Origin of the sequence: Microbacterium sp. 20-116 (assembly GCF_041079415.1) — a bacterium.
In the GTDB taxonomy this organism is placed as follows: Bacteria; Actinomycetota; Actinomycetes; order Actinomycetales; family Microbacteriaceae; genus Microbacterium.
Genome location: NZ_JBFYGP010000008.1, coordinates 54,512 through 72,955, shown reverse-complemented (window position 1 = coordinate 72,955; position 18,444 = coordinate 54,512). Strand labels below are relative to the sequence as shown.

Annotated in this window: 18 protein-coding genes and 2 tRNA genes; 15 read left to right on the top strand and 5 right to left on the bottom strand. The window is 66.7% G+C overall.

The window, feature by feature from the left end:
- The first annotated feature begins 173 nt into the window (after positions 1 to 173).
- The 9 genes from dnaA (at position 174) to AB6V29_RS14180 (ending at position 10,330) form a co-directional block, all read left to right on the top strand.
- A complete protein-coding gene (gene dnaA / locus AB6V29_RS14220; RefSeq protein ID WP_369359427.1) occupies positions 174 to 1,595 on the top strand; it encodes a chromosomal replication initiator protein DnaA in 1,422 nt (473 codons plus the stop codon).
- Between the two features lie 451 nt (positions 1,596 to 2,046).
- Positions 2,047 to 3,198 (top strand): DNA polymerase III subunit beta, encoded by a 1,152-nt coding sequence (gene dnaN / locus AB6V29_RS14215; protein WP_141377057.1) that lies wholly within the window; start codon positions 2,047 to 2,049, stop codon positions 3,196 to 3,198.
- A 47-nt stretch (positions 3,199 to 3,245) separates the two neighbouring features.
- Positions 3,246 to 4,400, top strand: a complete 1,155-nt coding sequence (gene recF, locus AB6V29_RS14210) for a DNA replication/repair protein RecF (RefSeq protein ID WP_307314132.1) — start codon at positions 3,246 to 3,248, stop codon at positions 4,398 to 4,400.
- On the top strand, positions 4,393 to 4,881 hold the full coding sequence (locus AB6V29_RS14205) for a DUF721 domain-containing protein (RefSeq protein WP_246078171.1): 489 nt from the start codon (positions 4,393 to 4,395) through the stop codon (positions 4,879 to 4,881). The genes recF and AB6V29_RS14205 overlap by 8 nt, the downstream gene beginning before the upstream one ends.
- Before the next feature lie 119 nt (positions 4,882 to 5,000).
- A complete protein-coding gene (gyrB, locus tag AB6V29_RS14200) occupies positions 5,001 to 7,040 on the top strand; it encodes a DNA topoisomerase (ATP-hydrolyzing) subunit B (RefSeq protein ID WP_210075551.1) in 2,040 nt (679 codons plus the stop codon).
- A gap of 36 nt (positions 7,041 to 7,076) precedes the next feature.
- Complete coding sequence (gene gyrA / locus AB6V29_RS14195; RefSeq protein ID WP_267788836.1) at positions 7,077 to 9,707, top strand: DNA gyrase subunit A; 2,631 nt, start codon at positions 7,077 to 7,079, stop codon at positions 9,705 to 9,707.
- Entirely contained in the window at positions 9,704 to 10,105 is a 402-nt protein-coding gene (locus AB6V29_RS14190) for a DUF3566 domain-containing protein (protein WP_103207439.1), read from the top strand. Before gyrA ends, AB6V29_RS14190 begins: the two co-directional genes overlap by 4 nt.
- Before the next feature lie 65 nt (positions 10,106 to 10,170).
- Positions 10,171 to 10,244, top strand: a tRNA-Ile gene (locus AB6V29_RS14185).
- A 13-nt stretch (positions 10,245 to 10,257) separates the two neighbouring features.
- Positions 10,258 to 10,330: transfer RNA gene (locus AB6V29_RS14180), tRNA-Ala, on the top strand.
- A gap of 60 nt (positions 10,331 to 10,390) precedes the next feature.
- On the opposite strand, the gene AB6V29_RS14175 is transcribed toward AB6V29_RS14180, so the two are convergent.
- Complete coding sequence (locus AB6V29_RS14175) at positions 10,391 to 11,653, bottom strand: acyltransferase (protein ID WP_369359425.1); 1,263 nt, start codon at positions 11,651 to 11,653, stop codon at positions 10,391 to 10,393.
- Between the two features lie 76 nt (positions 11,654 to 11,729).
- Between AB6V29_RS14175 and AB6V29_RS14170 the strand changes: the two genes are divergently transcribed.
- A complete protein-coding gene (locus AB6V29_RS14170; protein ID WP_210075556.1) occupies positions 11,730 to 12,161 on the top strand; it encodes an NUDIX hydrolase in 432 nt (143 codons plus the stop codon).
- A 3-nt stretch (positions 12,162 to 12,164) separates the two neighbouring features.
- Here AB6V29_RS14170 and AB6V29_RS14165 read toward each other — a convergent pair whose 3' ends face one another.
- Both AB6V29_RS14165 and AB6V29_RS14160 read right to left on the bottom strand, forming a co-directional pair.
- The gene (locus AB6V29_RS14165; RefSeq protein WP_369359423.1) at positions 12,165 to 12,638 is read right to left on the bottom strand and encodes an aminoacyl-tRNA deacylase; all 474 of its coding nucleotides are present in this window, start codon (positions 12,636 to 12,638) and stop codon (positions 12,165 to 12,167) included.
- On the bottom strand, positions 12,635 to 13,207 hold the full coding sequence (locus AB6V29_RS14160) for a hypothetical protein (RefSeq protein ID WP_056225083.1): 573 nt from the start codon (positions 13,205 to 13,207) through the stop codon (positions 12,635 to 12,637). The genes AB6V29_RS14165 and AB6V29_RS14160 overlap by 4 nt, the downstream gene beginning before the upstream one ends.
- A 100-nt stretch (positions 13,208 to 13,307) precedes the next feature.
- On the opposite strand from AB6V29_RS14160, the gene AB6V29_RS14155 reads away from it, so the two are divergent.
- Positions 13,308 to 13,865, top strand: a complete 558-nt coding sequence (locus tag AB6V29_RS14155) for a peptidylprolyl isomerase (RefSeq protein ID WP_210075561.1) — start codon at positions 13,308 to 13,310, stop codon at positions 13,863 to 13,865.
- 270 nt (positions 13,866 to 14,135) lie between these two features.
- Positions 14,136 to 14,810, top strand: a complete 675-nt coding sequence (locus AB6V29_RS14150) for a rhomboid family intramembrane serine protease (protein ID WP_324289921.1) — start codon at positions 14,136 to 14,138, stop codon at positions 14,808 to 14,810.
- 51 nt (positions 14,811 to 14,861) lie between these two features.
- Here the strand turns inward: AB6V29_RS14150 and AB6V29_RS14145 are convergent, their stop codons facing one another.
- Positions 14,862 to 15,101 (bottom strand): cell division protein CrgA, encoded by a 240-nt coding sequence (locus tag AB6V29_RS14145; RefSeq protein WP_210075563.1) that lies wholly within the window; start codon positions 15,099 to 15,101, stop codon positions 14,862 to 14,864.
- A 54-nt stretch (positions 15,102 to 15,155) separates the two neighbouring features.
- On the opposite strand from AB6V29_RS14145, the gene AB6V29_RS14140 reads away from it, so the two are divergent.
- The 3 genes from AB6V29_RS14140 to AB6V29_RS14130 are packed head-to-tail and all read left to right on the top strand — an operon-like array spanning position 15,156 to position 16,758.
- A complete protein-coding gene (locus AB6V29_RS14140) occupies positions 15,156 to 15,950 on the top strand; it encodes a class E sortase (RefSeq protein WP_307456902.1) in 795 nt (264 codons plus the stop codon).
- Entirely contained in the window at positions 15,950 to 16,105 is a 156-nt protein-coding gene (locus AB6V29_RS14135) for a hypothetical protein (RefSeq protein WP_267788844.1), read from the top strand. The genes AB6V29_RS14140 and AB6V29_RS14135 overlap by 1 nt, the downstream gene beginning before the upstream one ends.
- A complete protein-coding gene (locus AB6V29_RS14130) occupies positions 16,102 to 16,758 on the top strand; it encodes an aminodeoxychorismate/anthranilate synthase component II (RefSeq protein ID WP_307314151.1) in 657 nt (218 codons plus the stop codon). The genes AB6V29_RS14135 and AB6V29_RS14130 overlap by 4 nt, the downstream gene beginning before the upstream one ends.
- Here the strand turns inward: AB6V29_RS14130 and pknB are convergent.
- Positions 16,730 to 18,430: a Stk1 family PASTA domain-containing Ser/Thr kinase gene (gene pknB, locus AB6V29_RS14125; RefSeq protein WP_369359420.1), complete on the bottom strand. Its 1,701-nt coding sequence runs from the start codon at positions 18,428 to 18,430 to the stop codon at positions 16,730 to 16,732. The genes AB6V29_RS14130 and pknB overlap by 29 nt on opposite strands.
- Between the last annotated feature and the right edge of the window lie 14 nt (positions 18,431 to 18,444).

Sequence of the window (18,444 nt, the reverse complement as noted above, 5' to 3'; positions counted from 1 at the left end):
ACGCGACCGCCCATTATCCCCAGGCGTTGTACACAAGCGTGGAAAAGACACGCGGCCGCGTCCTACAGTGGATTTTGCTCCGACAGGGCCTCGAACTAGCGTGGCCCCGGAAGTTATCCACAGGTTCGACGCGACACGTCGATCACCCGTCGCGTCAACACCCCGGAGGGGCTATGTCTCTGCACGAAGCACCGGATGTACCCGTCTGGTCATCCGTGTTGGACCATCTTCTCACCGACGACCGCGTCACCCCGCAGCTGCACGGCTTCCTGAACCTCGCCGTTCCGCAGGGCGTCATGGGGGGCACCCTCTATCTCGACGTGCCGAACGACCTCACGGCAGCCCAGTTCAACAAGCGCATGCGCACGCCGATCCTCGAGGCACTCGCCCACGTGCAGGGAGAAGATCCTCAGATCGGCACGTTCCGCGTCGTCGTGAACCCCGATGTGATCGAGACGCAGCGCAGCTCCTCCGCCGCTCCGCAGGAAGAGCGGCCGCAGGCGGCACCCGCGCTCTCGACCATCAACGAGCAGGCTCCCGAGCCGATCGTCCCGGCGTCGCGGAACGACACCCGCCTCAATCCGAAGTACACCTTCGACAACTTCGTCATCGGGCAGTCCAACCGTTTCGCGCACGCCGCGGCGGTCGCTGTCGCCGAAGCGCCGGCCAAGGCGTACAACCCCCTCTTCATCTACGGCGACTCGGGGCTCGGCAAGACCCACCTCCTGCACGCGATCGGCGACTACGCCGCGAGCATGTACGCCGGCATCCGGGTCCGCTACGTCTCGAGCGAAGAGTTCACGAACGACTTCATCAACTCGATCGCCAACAACCGGGGCTCGGCTTTCCAGGCGCGCTATCGCGACGTCGACATCCTGCTGATCGATGACATCCAGTTCCTGCAGGGCCGTGCCGAGACGCAGGAAGCCTTCTTCCACACGTTCAACACGCTGCACGACCACGACAAGCAGGTGGTCATCACGAGCGACCTGCCGCCGAAACAGCTGACCGGCTTCGAAGACCGCATGCGCAGCCGCTTCGAGTGGGGTCTGATCACCGACGTCCAGGCGCCCGACCTCGAGACGCGCATCGCGATCCTCCGCAAGAAGGCGCAGAGCGAACGACTTCTCATTCCCGACGACGTGCTCGAATACATCGCCACGGTCGTCTCGTCGAACATCCGCGAGCTCGAGGGCGCCCTCATCCGTGTCTCCGCGTTCGCCAGTCTGAATCGCTCGACGCTCGACATGTCGCTCGCCCAGACGGTCCTTCGCGACATCATCGACCAGGACGACGCGAACGTGATCTCGCCGACGGACATCATCACGGCGACCGCGCAGTACTTCAAGCTGTCGGTCGACGACCTCTACGGTTCGAGCCGCTCGCAGGCGGTGGCCACCGCGCGTCAGATCGCGATGTACCTCTGCCGTGAGCGCACGAGCCTCTCGCTCCCCAAGATCGGGCAGCTGTTCGGAAACCGCGACCACACGACCGTGATGTACGCGTACAAGAAGATCAGCGACCTCATGAAGGAGCGTCGATCGATCTTCAATCAGGTTTCGGAGATCACCAGCCAGCTCGGCCGCATGCGCTGAGCGCCTGTCTCCCGAAGGGGCCCGACCACCACCGGTGGCTCGGGCCCCTTCGCTTTTTCTGCCCCTGACCGGGCGTGGAGCGTCTCTCACGGGGTGTTTCCGGGGTGGTTCTACACAGTGTGGAAAACCTGTGGATAACTCGATTTTCCTCGGGATGATCTGTGCACTGAGGCGTTAACGCTGTGGAGGAGCAGGGGGAGGTCGTCTCGACGACCGGTGTTAACTCGACAGGCTCTCCGCAGCTCGTCCACAGTTAACAGACCCCCGGTTCCCTTCTGTTAACAAGCGTGTCGCGAGTTATCCACACTCTCCACAGCTGTTAACAAGATGAAGATCCAAGTTCTTTGTTAAGAGAGATTCGATGACCTTGCCGTGGGGACGTCGCTCGGCGGGCGTCACCGAAAGGGGGCACTAGCATGGGTAAGCCATACCCGCCGTCAAGGGAGCACCCGTGAAGTTCCACGTCAATCGCGATGTGTTCAGCGAAGCCGTCTCGTTCGTGGTCAAGCTCCTGCCCCAGCGAAACCCGCAGCCGATCCTGGCCGGTGTGCTCATCGAGGCCAACGAACAGGGACTCACCCTCGCCGCCTTCGACTACGAGGCTTCGGCGCGCACGACGATCGAGGCGACCGTCGACGAGCCCGGCACGATCCTGGTGCACGGCCGACTCCTCAGCGACATTGCGAGCCGTCTGCCCAACGCTCCGATCCAGATCACGGTCGACGACGACGGTGGCATCCTGCTGACCTGCGGCTCCGCGCGCTTCACGCTCGCCTCCATGCCCGTGCAGGAGTACCCGGCCATCCCCGAGGTCACGGGCGAGTCCGGTCTCGTTCCCGCGGACGAGTTCGCCACGGCGATCGCACAGGTCGCGTTCGCGGCCTCGCGCGACGACGTGACCCCCGTCCTCACCGGCGTGCAGCTCGAGGTCTCCGGCACCCGCTTGAGCCTGGTCGCAACCGACCGCTACCGCGTCGCGCTCCGCGAGATCCCGTGGGATGGCGGAGCCGTGGCATCTGATGAGACCACTTCCGCTCTCGTGCCCGCGCGTACGCTGCAGGAAGTCGGCAAGACCTTCGCCCACAGCGGCGACATCTCCATCGCCTTCTCGGGCTCGGGCGACCGCGAGATCATCGCTTTCTCGTCGGGCAACAAGACCGTCACGTCGTTGCTCATCAAGGGCAACTTCCCGCCCGTGCGCCGGCTCTTCCCCGCGCAGACCGAACACCACAGCGTGGTCAACACCGCCGAGCTCGTCGAAGCGGTCCGTCGCGTGGCCCTCGTGCTCGATCGCTCCGCGCCGCTGCGTTTCACTTTCGGCCCCGACGGTGTCTCGATGGACGCGGCCGGTACCGAGCAGGCGCGCGCAACCGAGTCGGTCGACGCGACGCTCGTGGGCGACGAGGTCACTCTCGGCCTGAATCCGCAGTACCTCATCGAATCGCTCGGTGCCGTCCGCAGCGAATTCACGCGCATCACCTTCACCTCGAGCGACAACGCGAACAAGCTCAGCCCCGTGCTGGTCACCCCGCAGACGTCGGTCGAGAAGGGCGGCGAGGGGACGTTCAAGTACCTCCTGCAGCCCAACCTGCTGTTGCGCTGAGCGGCAACCCACGCTGCCGTGTCGGAGGCGGCGGGTAGTCTGACTCGGTGATCGTGGAGCAGCTCGGACTGAAGGACTTCCGCAATTACGCGGAAGCCGATGTCATGCTCTCCCCGGGGGCCAACGTGTTCGTCGGCCGCAACGGCCAAGGCAAGACGAACCTGGTCGAGGCGGTGGCGTATCTTGCGACTCTCGGCTCGCACCGCGTCTCCAACGACGCCCCTCTCGTGAAAGACGGGACGGATGCCGCGATCGTGCGCGCCCGGCTCGCCCACGGTGAGCGCAGCGTCCTGCTCGAGTTGCAGCTGAACCGCCAGGGCACGAACAAGGCCCGCGTCAACGGCGTCAACGTCCGCACTTCCGAGCTCCCCCGGTACGCACAGGTGGTCCTCTTCGCCCCCGAAGACCTGCAGATCGTGCGAGGCGACCCCTCCGCCCGCCGCAGGTTCGCCGATCAGCTCATCGTCCAGCGCACCCCGCGCATGGCCGGAGTGCTCGCCGACTACGATCGCGTGCTCCGCCAGCGCAGCGCCCTGTTGAAGTCGGCGCGCGCTCGGGGACTCCGCGGCGAGGCGCTGAGCACTCTCGACGTCTGGGACGACAAGCTCGTCACCCTGGGCACCGAGGTGATCGAGGCGCGAAGCGCGCTGGCATCCGACCTCTCCGATCCCGTGGCCACGGCCTATGCAGCGATCGCCGGCGCCGACCACGAACCGCGGCTGTCGTGGGCGCTCTCCGTGGGCGGCGGCGACCCCGAAGAGGGGGATGCCGTCGACGGCGCGCGATCGAGCGAGCCCCTGGCCGATCAGTTCCGGGCAGCCCTCGCGGCGAAGCGTTCGGCCGAGCTCGAGCGCGGTCTGACCCTCGTGGGCCCGCACCGCGACGATCTGGTGCTGCGCGTTCGGGGTCTGCCGGTCAAGGGCTACGCCTCGCACGGAGAGTCGTGGTCGGTCGCGCTCGCTCTGCGCCTGGCATCCGCCGAACTCCTCCGCGCCGAGTCGCGTCTGGGCGACCCGGTTCTCATCCTCGACGACGTGTTCGCCGAGCTCGACGCCGGCCGCCGCACCCGACTGGCCGAGCTGGCCGGTGGCTACGAGCAGGTCATCGTCACCTCGGCCGTCGAAGAAGATGTGCCCGATGTCCTGCGGGCACACGTCGTCCGCGTCGAGGCGGGCCGCATCGAGGAGCCCCGCGGTGAGTGACGACGCCGAGATCCCCGAAACGATGTCGACCTACTTGCGGCTTCGTGGGCTCGAGCCCTCTCCGTACCGCAAGAAGAAGCGTCGTCGTCGGGCCGACGACGGCGAGAACGCTCCCTTCAGCCCGGGCCGCGACCCGCGCGGTCTGGGCGATGTGATCTCGGCGCTGACCCAGTCGGCGGGGTGGGAGCCCCAGCTCTCGCGCGAGGACCTCGTGCGCACGTGGGATCAGGTAGCCGGAGCCGACACCGCGGCGCACACGCGCCCGGTGGCCCTCGAGAACGGAACGCTCACCGTTCAGGCCGATTCGACGGCGTGGGCCAAGCAGTTGCAGTTCATGCGCGCGCAGATCCTGTCGGAGATCCTTCGGCGCTTCCCCGAGGCCGGTGTCGAGGCGATCCGGTTCGTAGGCCCGGACGTCCCCTCGTGGAAATGGGGGCCCAGAGCCGTTCCAGGCCGCGGTCCGCGCGATACCTACGGCTGAGTCATGGTCGATCCCGGCTCGACGCGATTTATCCCCGCGTAGGGGCGTACAAGCCATTTCGAGAGCCCTTCCGCGATAGGATGGGAGTTCCGACGAATCGATCTGGAGCGCGCGTACCTATGACGTCCGAAAACCCCGACAGCGTTTCCGAGGAACCCGAAGTCCCCGCCGCGGCGAAGAAGGTTCCCAACGAGTACGGGGCGGACGCCATCCAGGTGCTCGAGGGCCTCGAGGCCGTTCGCAAGCGTCCCGGTATGTACATCGGCTCCACGGGTGAGCGCGGTCTGCACCACCTCGTGCAAGAGATCGTCGACAACTCCGTCGACGAGGCGCTGGCCGGCTACTGCGACACGATCCAGGTCACGATCCTCGGTGACGGCGCCGTGCGCGTGGTCGACAACGGCCGCGGCATCCCGGTCGACATGCACCGCACCGAGGGCAAGTCCACCGTCGAGGTCGTGCTCACCGTGCTGCACGCCGGCGGAAAGTTCGGCGGGGGCGGCTACGCCGTCTCGGGCGGTCTGCACGGTGTCGGCTCGTCGGTCGTGAACGCCCTCTCCACGCGCCTCGAGGTCGAGGTCCGGCGCCAGGGGCACGTGTGGCGTCAGTCGTTCCGCGACGGCGGTGTGCCGCTCGCTCCGCTCTCGAAGGACGAAGAGAGCGACGAGACGGGAACGACGATCACCTTCTGGCCGGATGCCACGATCTTCGACACCATCGACTTCGACTACGACACCCTGCGCACGCGCTTCCAGCAGATGGCCTTCCTCAACAAGGGCCTGCGCATCAGCCTGCGCGACGAGCGTCCGCAGTCCGTCATCACGGAGGGCGAACCGGGCGAAGAGGTCACCGAAGCCCGTCACGACACGTTCCTCTACGAGCGTGGGCTCGTCGACTACGTCGAGCACCTCAACCGCGTGCGCAAGGCCGACGTGGTCAACGACGAGATCATCGAGGTCGAGTCCGAGGACACCGATCGAAAGATCGCCCTCGAGCTCGCGATGCAGTGGACGACCGCATACACCGAGAACGTCTTCACCTACGCGAACACGATCAACACCCACGAAGGCGGCACTCACGAAGAGGGTTTCCGCGCCGCGCTGACGACGCTCGTGAACCGTTACGCCCGCGCGAACAACCTCCTCAAAGAGAAGGACGACAACCTCACCGGCGACGACATCCGCGAGGGTCTTACCGCGGTCATTTCGGTCAAGCTGTCGGAACCGCAGTTCGAGGGTCAGACCAAGACCAAACTCGGAAACACCGAGGCGCGCGCCTACGTGCAGAAGGTCGTGGGCGACAAGCTCGGCGATTGGTTCGACCGCAATCCGGGTCAGGCCAAGAACATCATCCGCAAGGCGATCGACGCCGCGACCGCGCGCCTCGCCGCGCGCAAGGCACGCGAGACCGCTCGCCGTAAGAGCGTGTTCGAGTCGGCCGCGATGCCCGACAAGCTGAAGGACTGCACCTCGAAGGATCCCTCGATCAGCGAGATCTTCCTCGTCGAGGGTGACTCGGCCGGTGGCTCCGCGGTGCAGGGTCGCGATCCGCACACGCAGGCAATCCTGGCGCTGCGCGGCAAGATCCTGAACGTCGAGCGCGCGCGTCTCGACCGCGCCCTGGGCAACAAGGAAGTCCAGGCCATGATCCAGGCCTTCGGCACGGGCATCGGCGAAGACTTCGACATGGCCAAGGCGCGGTATCACAAGATCGTGTTGATGGCCGATGCCGACGTCGACGGTCAGCACATCACGACGCTGTTGCTCACGTTGTTGTTCCGCTACATGCGCGGGCTCATCGAGGCCGGCTACGTCTACCTCGCTCAGCCGCCGCTGTACCGACTGAAGTGGTCGAACCACCCCCACGAGTACGCGTACAGCGACCGCGAGCGCGACGCGATGCTGATCGACGGACAGGCCTCCGGTCGCCGCATCCCCAAGGACAACGGCATCCAGCGCTACAAGGGTCTCGGCGAGATGAACGATCACGAGCTGTGGGAGACCACGATGGACCCGCAGACGCGCACGCTGAAGCAGGTCACGATCGACGACGCCGCCGCAGCCGACGAGATCTTCTCGGTGCTCATGGGCGAGGACGTCGAGTCGCGACGCAGCTTCATCCAGCGCAACGCCAAAGACGTCCGCTTCCTCGACATCTGATCTCGCACGACGCATTCATCACGGAACTGAGAAGACATGGCTGACGACATCACGCCCGAATCCGACGACGTCCGCGGCGAGCCGGCGCACGACCACGGGAAGATCGACCAGGTCGACCTCCAACTCGAGATGCAGCGGAGTTATCTCGACTACGCGATGAGCGTCATCGTCGGGCGCGCTCTGCCCGATGTGCGTGACGGCCTCAAGCCCGTGCACCGCCGTGTGATCTACGGCATGTACGACGGCGGTTTCCGTCCCGACAAGTCGTTCTCGAAGTGCGCCCGTGTGGTCGGCGAGGTGATGGGTCACTACCACCCGCACGGTGACGCCCCCATCTACGACGCCCTCGTGCGCCTCGTGCAGCCGTGGTCTCTGCGCTACCCCCTCGCTCTCGGTCAGGGCAACTTCGGTTCGCCCGGCAACCAGGGTGCGGCCGCGCCCCGATACACCGAGACCAAGATGGCTCCTCTCGCGCTCGAGATGGTGCGCGACATCGAAGAAGAGACCGTCGACTTCCAGGACAACTACGACGGTCAGACCCAGGAACCGACGGTCCTTCCCGCGCGCTTCCCGAACCTGCTCGTCAACGGTTCGGTCGGCATCGCGGTCGGCATGGCCACGAACATCCCCCCGCACAACCTGCGCGAGGTCTCGTCCGGTGCCCTCTGGGCCCTCGAGAACCCGGATGCCACGCGCGAGGAGCTGCTCGAAGCGCTGATGGAGCGCATTCCCGGCCCCGACTTCCCGACGCGTGCGCAGATCCTCGGCACCCGCGGCATCAAGGACGCCTACCGCACCGGCCGAGGCTCGATCACGATGCGGGCCGTCGTCAACATCGAGGAGATCCAGGGCCGCACGTGCCTCGTGATCACCGAGCTGCCCTACCAGGTGAACCCCGACAACGTCGCCGTCAAGATCGGCGACCTCGCTCGCGAGGGCAAGATCACGGGCGTCGCCGACATCCGCGACGAGAGTTCGGGGCGCACCGGTCAGCGCTTGGTCGTCGTGCTCAAGCGCGACGCCGTCGCGAAGGTCGTGCTGAACAACCTGTACAAGCACACGCAGCTGCAGGAGAACTTCGGCGCGAACATGCTCGCGATCGTCGACGGCGTGCCCCGCACCCTGTCTCTCGACGGCTTCATCAGCCTGTGGATCGACCACCAGGTCGAGGTCATCGTGCGTCGCACGCAGTACCGCCTCCGCAAGGCCGAGGAGCGCATGCACATCCTGCGCGGCTATCTGAAGGCGCTCGACGCGCTCGACGACGTCATCGCGCTCATCCGTCGGTCGCCGACGGCTCAGGATGCCAACGAGGGCCTGCAGAAGCTTCTCGACATCGACGACATCCAGGCGCAGGCCATCCTCGACATGCAGCTGCGTCGACTCGCGGCCCTCGAGCGTCAGAAGATCGTCGACGAGGCCACCGAGCTCGAGGCGCGGATCGCGGACTACAACGACATCCTCGCCACCCCCGCCCGTCAGCGCACCATCATCCGCGACGAACTCACGGCGATCACCGACCGCTTCGGCGACGACCGTCGCACCGAGATCCTGCACGGATTCGACGGCGACGTCTCGATCGAAGACCTCATCGCCGAAGAAGAGATGGTCGTCACGGTTACCCGCGACGGCTACATCAAGCGCACACGCAGCGACAACTACCGCTCGCAACATCGCGGCGGCAAGGGTGTGAAGGGCGCGCAGCTGCGCGCAGACGACGTGGTCGAGCACTTCTTCGTCACCACGACGCACCACTGGCTGTTGTTCTTCACGAACAAGGGTCGCGTGTACCGCTCGAAGGCCTACGAGGTCCCCGAGGCCGGTCGGGATGCCAAGGGTCAGCACGTCGCGAACCTCCTCGCCCTTCAGCCCGATGAGGAGATTGCGCAGATCCTCGACATCCGCGACTACAACGTCGCGACGTACCTCGTGCTCGCGACCCGCAACGGTCTCGTCAAGAAGACCCGCCTCGACGAGTACGACACCAACCGACAGGGCGGTGTGATCGCCATCAAGCTCCGCGGCCAGGTCGCGGAAGAGGGCGACGAGGCGGAACAGGGCGGTGCGGACGAGCTGGTCAGCGCCATGTTGGTCGACGAGGGCGATGACATCCTGCTCATCAGCCGCCTCGGACAGTCGCTGCGGTTCTCCGCCACCGACAGCGCGCTGCGACCGATGGGTCGGTCGACCTCAGGCGTGAAGGGTATGGACTTCCGCGAGGGGGACAGCCTGCTCTCGGCATCGGTGGCGAAGGACGACGAATTCGTCTTCGTCGTGACCGAGGGCGGATACGCCAAGCGCACCGCGGTCACCGAGTACCGCATGCAGAACCGCGGTGGTCTGGGCATCAAGGTGGCTCGTCTGACCGATGATCGCGGCGTTCTCGCGGGCGGAATGATGGTGTCGGAGGGCGACGAGGTCCTCGTGGTTCTTGCCAGCGGCAAGGTGGTACGCTCTGCCGTGGCCGAGGTCCCCGCCAAGGGGCGCGACACCATGGGTGTCGTGTTCGCACGAGCCGGAGGTGATGACAGGATCATCGCCATCGCCCGAAACGCAGAGCGGAACCTGACCGAGACGACGGAGACGACCACGGAGCCCGCCGCTTCCCCCGCGGACGAGGCCGACGCCTCCTCCTCCGAGACCCCCGAGGAAAGTACTGACGCATGAGCACGGTAGCCGACAAGCTCGCCAAGAAGTCGACTCACAAGACCCCCGCCAAGCAGGTCCGACTGCGCCTGGTGTACATCGACTTCTGGTCGGCGGTGAAGCTGTCGTTCCTGGCGGCGGTCGCCCTGGCCATCGTCACGGTGGTCTCGTACTTCCTGATCTACCTCGTCGTATCGGCGACACTGCTGACGAAGCTCGATGAGTTCTTCACCAGCTTTACCGACGGTGGTGCGACCCTGTCCCAGTACGTCGGCCTTCCCCAGGTGATGGCGTTCGCGGCCATCATCGCCATCTTGAACCTCGTCATCGTCACGGTGCTGGGCGCCGTGATGGCGGGCATCTACAACCTGGCGGTCAAGGTCACCGGTGGCCTTCTCGTCGGGTTCACCTCGAACTGACGTCGATTCGTCAAAACCTCGCGAGTCCGGTAAAGTCTTCGAGGTTGACATCACGTCAGCGAGACGGGGCTATAGCTCAGGCGGTTAGAGCGCTTCACTGATAATGAAGAGGTCCCAGGTTCAAGTCCTGGTAGCCCCACCCCTTCCCTCGCGGGGCCTTAGCTCAGCTGGTAGAGCGCCTGCTTTGCAAGCAGGATGTCAGGAGTTCGAATCTCCTAGGCTCCACAATCGAGAAAGAAGAGCCGGTCCATCGGGACCGGCTCTTCTTCTTTTCCGCCGTCGCTCTCACGAGGCGCGTCGTCGCCGCCCTCTTCGGAGCAGAACGACGGATGCCGTGTACAGGACCGCTCCGCCGACCGCGAGGACCGTGTTCATCCCCTGCAGCGTCACGGCGAAGGGCGGGAGGAATGCGCAGAACCACGCGATCGCCAGGATGACCGATCCCGGTGCCGGCGGAAGGTCGCCCAGCGCCTCGAATCGGATCAGGATCAACGAGAGCAACCCGAGCACGATCGCCGTCGCCAGGAAGACCAGGGGGCGCGTCGCCCACCACTGCGGACTCGCGGGTGCGGGAGCTGCGCCGGGGATGAGCAGGGCGATCCCCGAGATGATGAGGATGACGGGCAGGTGCCACAGGTACACCGTCATCAGGCGGGACCCGACCGCGAACACCACCCCCTGCGCGAGGCGCGTGCGCATGAGCGCGGTGAGCGCGGGCTTCGCCAGACGCAGCAGACACGCCTGAGCGAGGCCGAACAGCACGAGGGGAAGAGTGGGCGGGTTGAGATTCGCCAGCATGTTGTCGGAGTAGGGCCCCCACACGACCACGGCGCCGACCACGAGGTAGCAGGCGGTCGCGAGGGCGAGGAGAGATACCGCCGAGCGGCGATCGAACCACCCGTCGCGGTACCAGAATCCCAGCTGCTGGATGAGGGGCCAGACGAACAGGAGATTGAGGTAGCCCAGTTCCTCCACCCCGGAGAGGAACCGTAGGGCGTCCACCGCCACGACCGCGGTCAGAAGCACCGCGGGGGTTCCCCGAGGGGCCCGCGCATGCCACTGAGCGGCGAGGGGGACCACCGCCTGGCACAACAGGTATGCGGCCAGGAACCACAGCGGCATCCCGACTCCGACGACGGCGGCGGCGACCAGCGACGGATCGACCCCGATGGCGGTGGCGGCGACCAGGACGACCGCGACGAAGAGGAACAGGGGCAGAGCCGGTTGCGCCAGCCGCAGCGTCCGCGAACGCACGAAGCCGAGGGCATCACCGCCGCGGGCCGTCCACGTCGCCCACCCCGCCGCGGAAGCGAATCCGCCGACGACGAAGAAGAGCGGCATGATCTGTCCGAACCAGGTCGCGGTATCGAACCAGGGCTGCATCTCTGCGGGCCGTGAGGTGACGAGGGAGCCGTCGGGGCCCCACCCCACCCCGACCTGCAGCAAGTGCACGATGACCACGAAGCACACGGCCGTGACACGGGCGAGATCCAGAGTCAGATCGCGGCGCGAGATATCCGTCGTCGTCGTCGAGAGCGCTGTATGCATGGCACCATCGTGGCGGGTACCGGTCCCTCACCGTCAACTCCGACACGCGGGTGAGCACCCTCGCTAGAGTCTGGTCATGGACATGCGCGTGGCCGCGTACGCCGTCGTCACCGACGCCGACGACCGTGTGCTGCTCGCCCACTGGATAGACGGCCGGCGAGGGGCGTGGACCCTTCCCGGCGGGGGCCTCGAGGACGGTGAAGACCCCGCCCACGCGGTGCGCCGCGAAGTGCGCGAAGAAACGGGGTTCCGCGTCGTCGTCGACGACCTGCTTGGCATCCATTCTCGGGTGATTCCGGCCGAAGCTCGGCTCGCGGGCGGAGCCACGGGTCCGCTGCACGCGTTGCGGATCGTCTACCGCGCGCGCGTCGTGGGCGGCCGGCTGAGATTCGAGACCGACGGATCGACCGACAGGGCCGAGTGGTTCACCCTCGCGGCCACGCGAAAGCTTCGACGTGTTCAGCTCGTCGACGTAGCCCTGCGGATGGCAGGCCTCCTCGGCTCCTGAGCGTCAGGCGCGCTCCGCCGTGATGTCGGCGACGGTTGCGCCGTAAGAGGCGATGAGCTCATCGGCCTCGACGAACACGCTGTAACCGTGCGCTCCGGCTCCCATGGCGATGCGCGTGCCCACGATGCGTTCGTCGGCGAAGACCGGCCAGTCGGTCGTACTGCCGATGGGGACGATGGTGCCTCGCTCGTAGCCGGTGGCGGCGAGGGCCAGCTCGGGCTCCGGGAGGCGCAGCTTGTTGACCCCGACCACCGCACGCAGCTTCGGCCAAGAGATGGCACGGTCACCGGGCACGAGAGCGAACAGGTACGTGTCGTCGGACCGCTTGACGACCAGCGTCTTCACAATGGATGCAGAGGGGATGCCGAGCAGCTCGGCCGCCTCGTCGAGGCTCGACGGCGCCGGACGCTCACGCACATCGACCGAGAGGCCGCGCTCTCGCGCGGCCTCTCGGACTCTGATGGTGGGATCGCTCACGCGTCGGGTGCGCGCAGCGGGTCGTCCGCCACCCACAGCTCATCGTCAGCGCGCAGCGTCTGCCACGCGGCGTAGGCGACGCCCGCAGCGGCGACCACACCGAGGATGATGGCGATGACGCCACCGGCACCGATGCCGTCGTGCTGCGAGGGAAGCTTCTTGGCGAGACGCTTCGACGCCTGCTTGCCGTACTTCTCGGCGCGCTTGGCATACTTGTGCGTGTCGAGCTCGAAACCACGGCCCTTCGCGAGGCGGTCACGGGTGTCACCCGCGGCGTCCCACACCGACATCGCTCCGCCGACGACGGCACCGGCCGCGGGAACGACCTTGTGGCTGAGGAAGCGATTGCTGTACTTCACGCTCTTGTCGACGTACGGAGCGGCGTACTTGTTGTACCCGTCCTGCACGGCGGGGACGAGATCTTCGCGGCTGAAGCGACCGAGCTGGTGGCCGGCTTCTCGAGCGACCTTCCCGCTCTCGCCCAGCAGCACCTGCTGCGACTCCCACACCTTTGCGGCGTGCTTCTGGAGCTTGCGCAGTTCCTTCTTGCTCTTGCGGCTGAGGCCCACGGCTCATCCTCCCTGTCGATGGGATGTACGTTCGTTCATCTTGCCAGAACGGGTCGCCGGCACCGCCGACCCTTGCAGATAACTCTGAGAGAATGTACCCATGGCCAACCACACCGCCGTAGCGACCCTGCACACCAACCACGGCGACATCGTCGTCAACCTGTTCGGCGACCACGCTCCGCGTACCGTCCGCAACTTCGTCGGACTCTCCGACGGAACCCAGGAGTGGACGAACCCGGCGACGGGCGCCAAGGGCGAGGGCCCTCTCTACAAGGACGTCATCTTCCACCGGATCATCCCCAACTTCATGATCCAGGGCGGCGACCCGCTCGGTCAGGGCATCGGTGGACCGGGATACAACTTCAACGACGAGATCAGCCCCGAGCTGGACTTCACCCAGCCCTACAAGCTCGCCATGGCCAACGCCGGTCTGCGCCGCAACGCCATCACCGGCCAGCCCGAGGGCACCAACGGATCGCAGTTCTTCATCACGACCGACCCGACTCCGTGGCTCCAGGGCAAGCACACCATCTTCGGTGAGGTGGCCGACGAGGCCTCGAAGGCCGTCGTCGACAAGATCGCCGCCGTTCCCACCGCTGCGGGCGACCGCCCGATCGAGCCCGTCGTGCTCCAGTCGGTCGACGTCGTCTCGGTCTGACCTTCCAGGCGGCGGCGGGTGTCCACAACTGACGAGTTCCGTCGTAACAGCGACAACTTCTGTTATCGGCATCCCGACCGGCGGAGCTTCGTGCTGTGTCAGCGGTGCATGCGCACCGTGTGCTCGGAGTGTCGTACACCCGCCGCCGTCGGAGTCATCTGCCCCGAGTGCATGGCGCAGCAGCGCGCCTCGCAAACCCCTGCTCAGAAGAAGGCCCAGCGTCGCTGGGCATCGCGTCCCGTGTCGTTGGTCGCGTCCGGCAGACCGCAGATGACGCTGGGCATCATCGCCGTCACCGGACTTGCCTACGTCATCGGTCTGATCCCCGGTGTGGGCGGGGTCGTGCGAAACCTGCTCGCGTTCAACAGCCTCTACCTCGTGCCGCAACTGGGTGTGCTGGAGCCGTGGCGCCTGCTGACGGTCGCCCTCGTCCACAGCGGCTTCTTCCACGTGGGCCTGAACATGCTCGCGCTCTGGTTCATCGGGCGCAGCCTCGAGCCCCTGCTCGGCCGCGGTCGTTTTCTCGCGCTCTATCTGATCGGCGCGCTGGGCGGATCCGTTGCGGTCGCGCTCCTCGCCCCCGGCGTGTCCACGGTCGGTGCCTCGGGCGCGATCTTCGCGTTGTTCGGTGCCCTCCTGGTGATCGGAAGGCACATCGGGGCGGACATCCGCGTCATCGCCCTGCTCATCGCCATCAACTTCGCCTGGCCGTTCGTGATCGCGGCCATCGGTGCCATCGGGTCGGGCGACTTCGCCGGATCCCTCGCGGCGGTGGGCATCTCGTGGCAGGCCCACCTCGGCGGTCTCGTCACCGGAGCGGGAGTGGGGCTGATCTATGCACGCACCCGTGCGGCGGCGCAGAAGCGCCTGCAGATCGGTCTGCTGGTCGGGTTCAGCGTTCTGCTGATCGCCCTGCTGGCAATCCCGGCTCTTTTCTACGTCTGAGAGTTATCCACAGCCCCGTCCACAGGTGGGGATGAATTACACGTGTGTAAGTCAGCGCCACTTCGTGGTCATGAGGAACCCGACGAAGGCGATGCCGAAGCCGATGACGAGGTTCCACGGACCGATACCCGGGATCGGGAACTGCGAGTTGCTGAGATAGAACACCAGCACCCACACGAGGCCGATGAGCATGAGGCCGATCATGATGGGCAGGAACCACACGGGGTTCGGAGCCGATCCGCCTTCGTTGCGCTCAGCGATCGGGTCTTCGCCTTTGCCAATTCGAGCCATGCGGGACAGTCTAACGGTCAGGCACGCGTGATCCCGCGGAACTAGACTGCCCCCGTGCAGACCGTCGACCAGCCGCAGACCCGTCGGGGATCACGGCGCGGGAGCGCGCCGCGTCGCCGGGTGTCCGTCATCGGGGTGATCGGCGATGTGTTGGTCACCGCCGGCGTCCTCGTGCTCCTCTTCGTCGTGTGGCAGCTCTGGATCGGCGACGCCATCATCGGCGCGCAGTTCAAGGATCAGGGCAAAGAGCTCAGCGAGCAATGGAACGCCGATCCTCCGCCGCCCGCCCCCTCTGCCACCACGACGACTCCGGCGCAGCCGGCAGCACCGCCCACCGCGGACCCGCCCGCCCTGGAGCAGCCGGGAGACGCGGAACGCTTCGGCGTGGTCTACATTCCGCGTCTCGGACCCGACTACCACTTCACCGTGGCCGGAGGAGTCAGCTCCTCGCGCACGCTCGACCCGATCGGTCTCGGCCACTACCCCGACACCGCGATGCCCGGACAGGTGGGCAACTTCGCCATCGCCGGCCACCGCGGCAGCCACGGCGCGCCCTTCGCCGACCTTCCTTCGCTGCGTATCGGTGACGCCATCGTCGTCGAGACCGAGGTCGGCTGGTTCACCTACCGCTTCCGAAACATCGAGTACGTGCGCCCTGACGGTGTGAATGTCCTGCTGCCCACGCCGCAGCAGCCGCAGATCGAGGCGACGGACCGCCTCATCACCATGACCACCTGCAGCCCGCGCTACGGCTTCTCGGAGCGTGCGATCGGCTACGGCGTCTTCGAGTCCTTCACCCCGCGGACCGACGCCGGTCCGCCGGCGTCCCTGACCTCTGGAGCATCCTGATGTACGGAGCCCTGTGGCGCGTCCTCCCCGGTCCCTGGTGGGTGCGCTTGTTGATCCTCCTGGTGCTGGTCGCGGTAGTGCTGTACGGCCTGTTCTTCTACGTCTTCCCCTGGGTGAGCGACCTCGTCTACCCCCAGGAGGTCACGGTCGAGTGAGGCCCTGGCGCGTCGTCGTCGTCGACAATCGCGATAGCTTCGTCCATACCCTCGCCGGCTACCTTCGCGACCTGGGCGCCGAGACCGTCCTCCTCGATTCGCGAGAGTCTGGGCTACCCGAGCGCGCGGCGAGGGACGCGGACGCGATCCTCGTCTCCCCGGGGCCAGGGCACCCCGACGACGCCGGGCACTCCATCGCCGTGGTCCGCGCGGCGTTCGGTGCCGGCATCCCCCTGCTCGGGGTCTGCCTCGGTCATCAGGCCATCGCGGCGGCTTTCGGTGCCCGTGTGGGGCATGCGCCAGAGCTGTTGCACGGGATCACGAGCGTCATCCGGCATCGAGGCCAGGGCGTCTTCGAGGACCTCCCCGCGGGATTCGTCGCCACGAGGTATCACTCTCTCGCGGTCGAGCCGGACTCGCTCCCGGCCGAGCTCGAGATCACCGCGCAGACGGACAGCGGCGTGGTGATGGGTGTACGCCACCGAACCGCGCCGATCGAGGGGGTGCAGTTCCACCCCGAGAGCGTGCTCACCGAAGGCGGCCACCTTCTGCTCGGCCGCTGGCTCGAGAACGCCGGATTACCGGGAGCCGCCGCGCGCGGCTTGCTGCTTCACCCCCGCGGGATCAGGAACCCGCGCACACCGTCAGCGTGATCTCGCTGTGCACGGGGACCTCGCCCGGGGCCAGCGACTGCGTCTTGACCGTCGGGGGCGTAGCCGCCTTGCATCCGGGATCCTGCTGAGTCTTCACCGTCAGCTGCTTCGAGTCGGACTCCAACTCGCGCTGCGCAGCCTCGTGGGTGTAGCCGGTGTAGTCCACGATCACGACCTGACCGCTCGCGACCACGAGGTTGACCGTGGTGCCCTTCGCGACCTCGGAGCCCGATTGGACGCTCGACGAGATGATCGTTCCCGCGGCCAGGGCGGGGTCGTCCTGGCGTCGTATCGAACCGACCGTGAGACCGGCCTTCTGCAGGGACGTACGCGCCTCGCTCTCGGTGATCCCGTCGAGCGTCGGCACCTTCGCCGTATCGGGGCCGGTGGAGACGTACACCGTGATCCGTTGACCCGAGGTGACGTTCGTTCCGGCCTCGGGGACCGTGCTCACGACGTTTCCGGCAGCGACCTTCTCATCGGACTCGTTCACACGGCTGGTGGTCAGCTGCTGAGCTTCGAGTGTCTCGACGGCACGGTCGTACGACATGTCGACGACGTCGGGAACCGTGTAGGCACTGGTGGGGACGTCGTTGCTCGGTTGGATCTGCATGACCCAGATGAGCACCGCCACCAGCAGTACCGCGAGAACGGTGACGCCCGCCCAGATCCAGGCCACCGGAGGACCGGGTTGGGTGCGACGCATCGTCGTGTCGGTGCTGAGCTGTCGCAAGGAGCGGGCCGTCTCGGCCGCCTGACGCGGGTTGGGTCCGTACAGCTCGTTGGACAGCGCCGACATCTGGCGCTTCGTGGGTCCCTTGCCGTCGACCGTCTCGTCGAGTGCTTCGCGGAAGCTCGCGGCGTCCTGCGGACGCTGGAACGGATCCTTGGCCAGGGCGCGGAGCACGATGGCATCCAGAGCCCGAGGAACCGTCTCGACGATCTCGCTCGGTGGGACGGGGGCCTCGCTGACGTGCTGGTATGCCACGGCCACCGGGGTCTCGCCGCGGAACGGCGTGCGCCCCGTGAGCAGTTCGTAGAGCACCACGCCGGTGGAGTACAGGTCGGCTCGCGCGTCGACGGACTCGCCCTTGGCCTGCTCGGGCGAGAAGTACGCCGCGGTCCCGACGATCGCCGTGGTCTCGGCGACCGTCGACGACGAGTCGGACACCGCGCGGGCGATGCCGAAGTCCATGACCTTCACACGACCGGAGTCGGTGATCATGACGTTGCCGGGCTTGATGTCGCGGTGGACGACACCGGCGCGGTGCGAGTACTCGAGGGCCTCCAGGATGCCGTCGACGTACCGCAGGGCGTCGTCGGTGGGGACGGGGCCCGCGGCGATGACGTCCTTGAGCAGGCGACCGTGTACGAGCTCCATGACGATGTACGGCACCGGACGCTCGTGGCCGTCCTCCCCGGTCTCGACGTCTTCGCCCGCGTCGAACACACGGACGATCGTCGGGTGAGCCATGCGCGAGGCCGCCTGCGCCTCGAGACGGAAGCGCGTGCGGAAAGCCGCATCGCCGGCCAGGTCGGCCTTCAGGACCTTGATCGCGACCGTGCGGCCGAGTGTCTGGTCGTACCCCCGGTAGACGCTGGCCATACCGCCGCGACCGATGAGGTCGTCGACGCGGTAGCGCCCGGAAAGGACGCGCGTCTCAGTGGTCACGGGTGGAGCTCCTG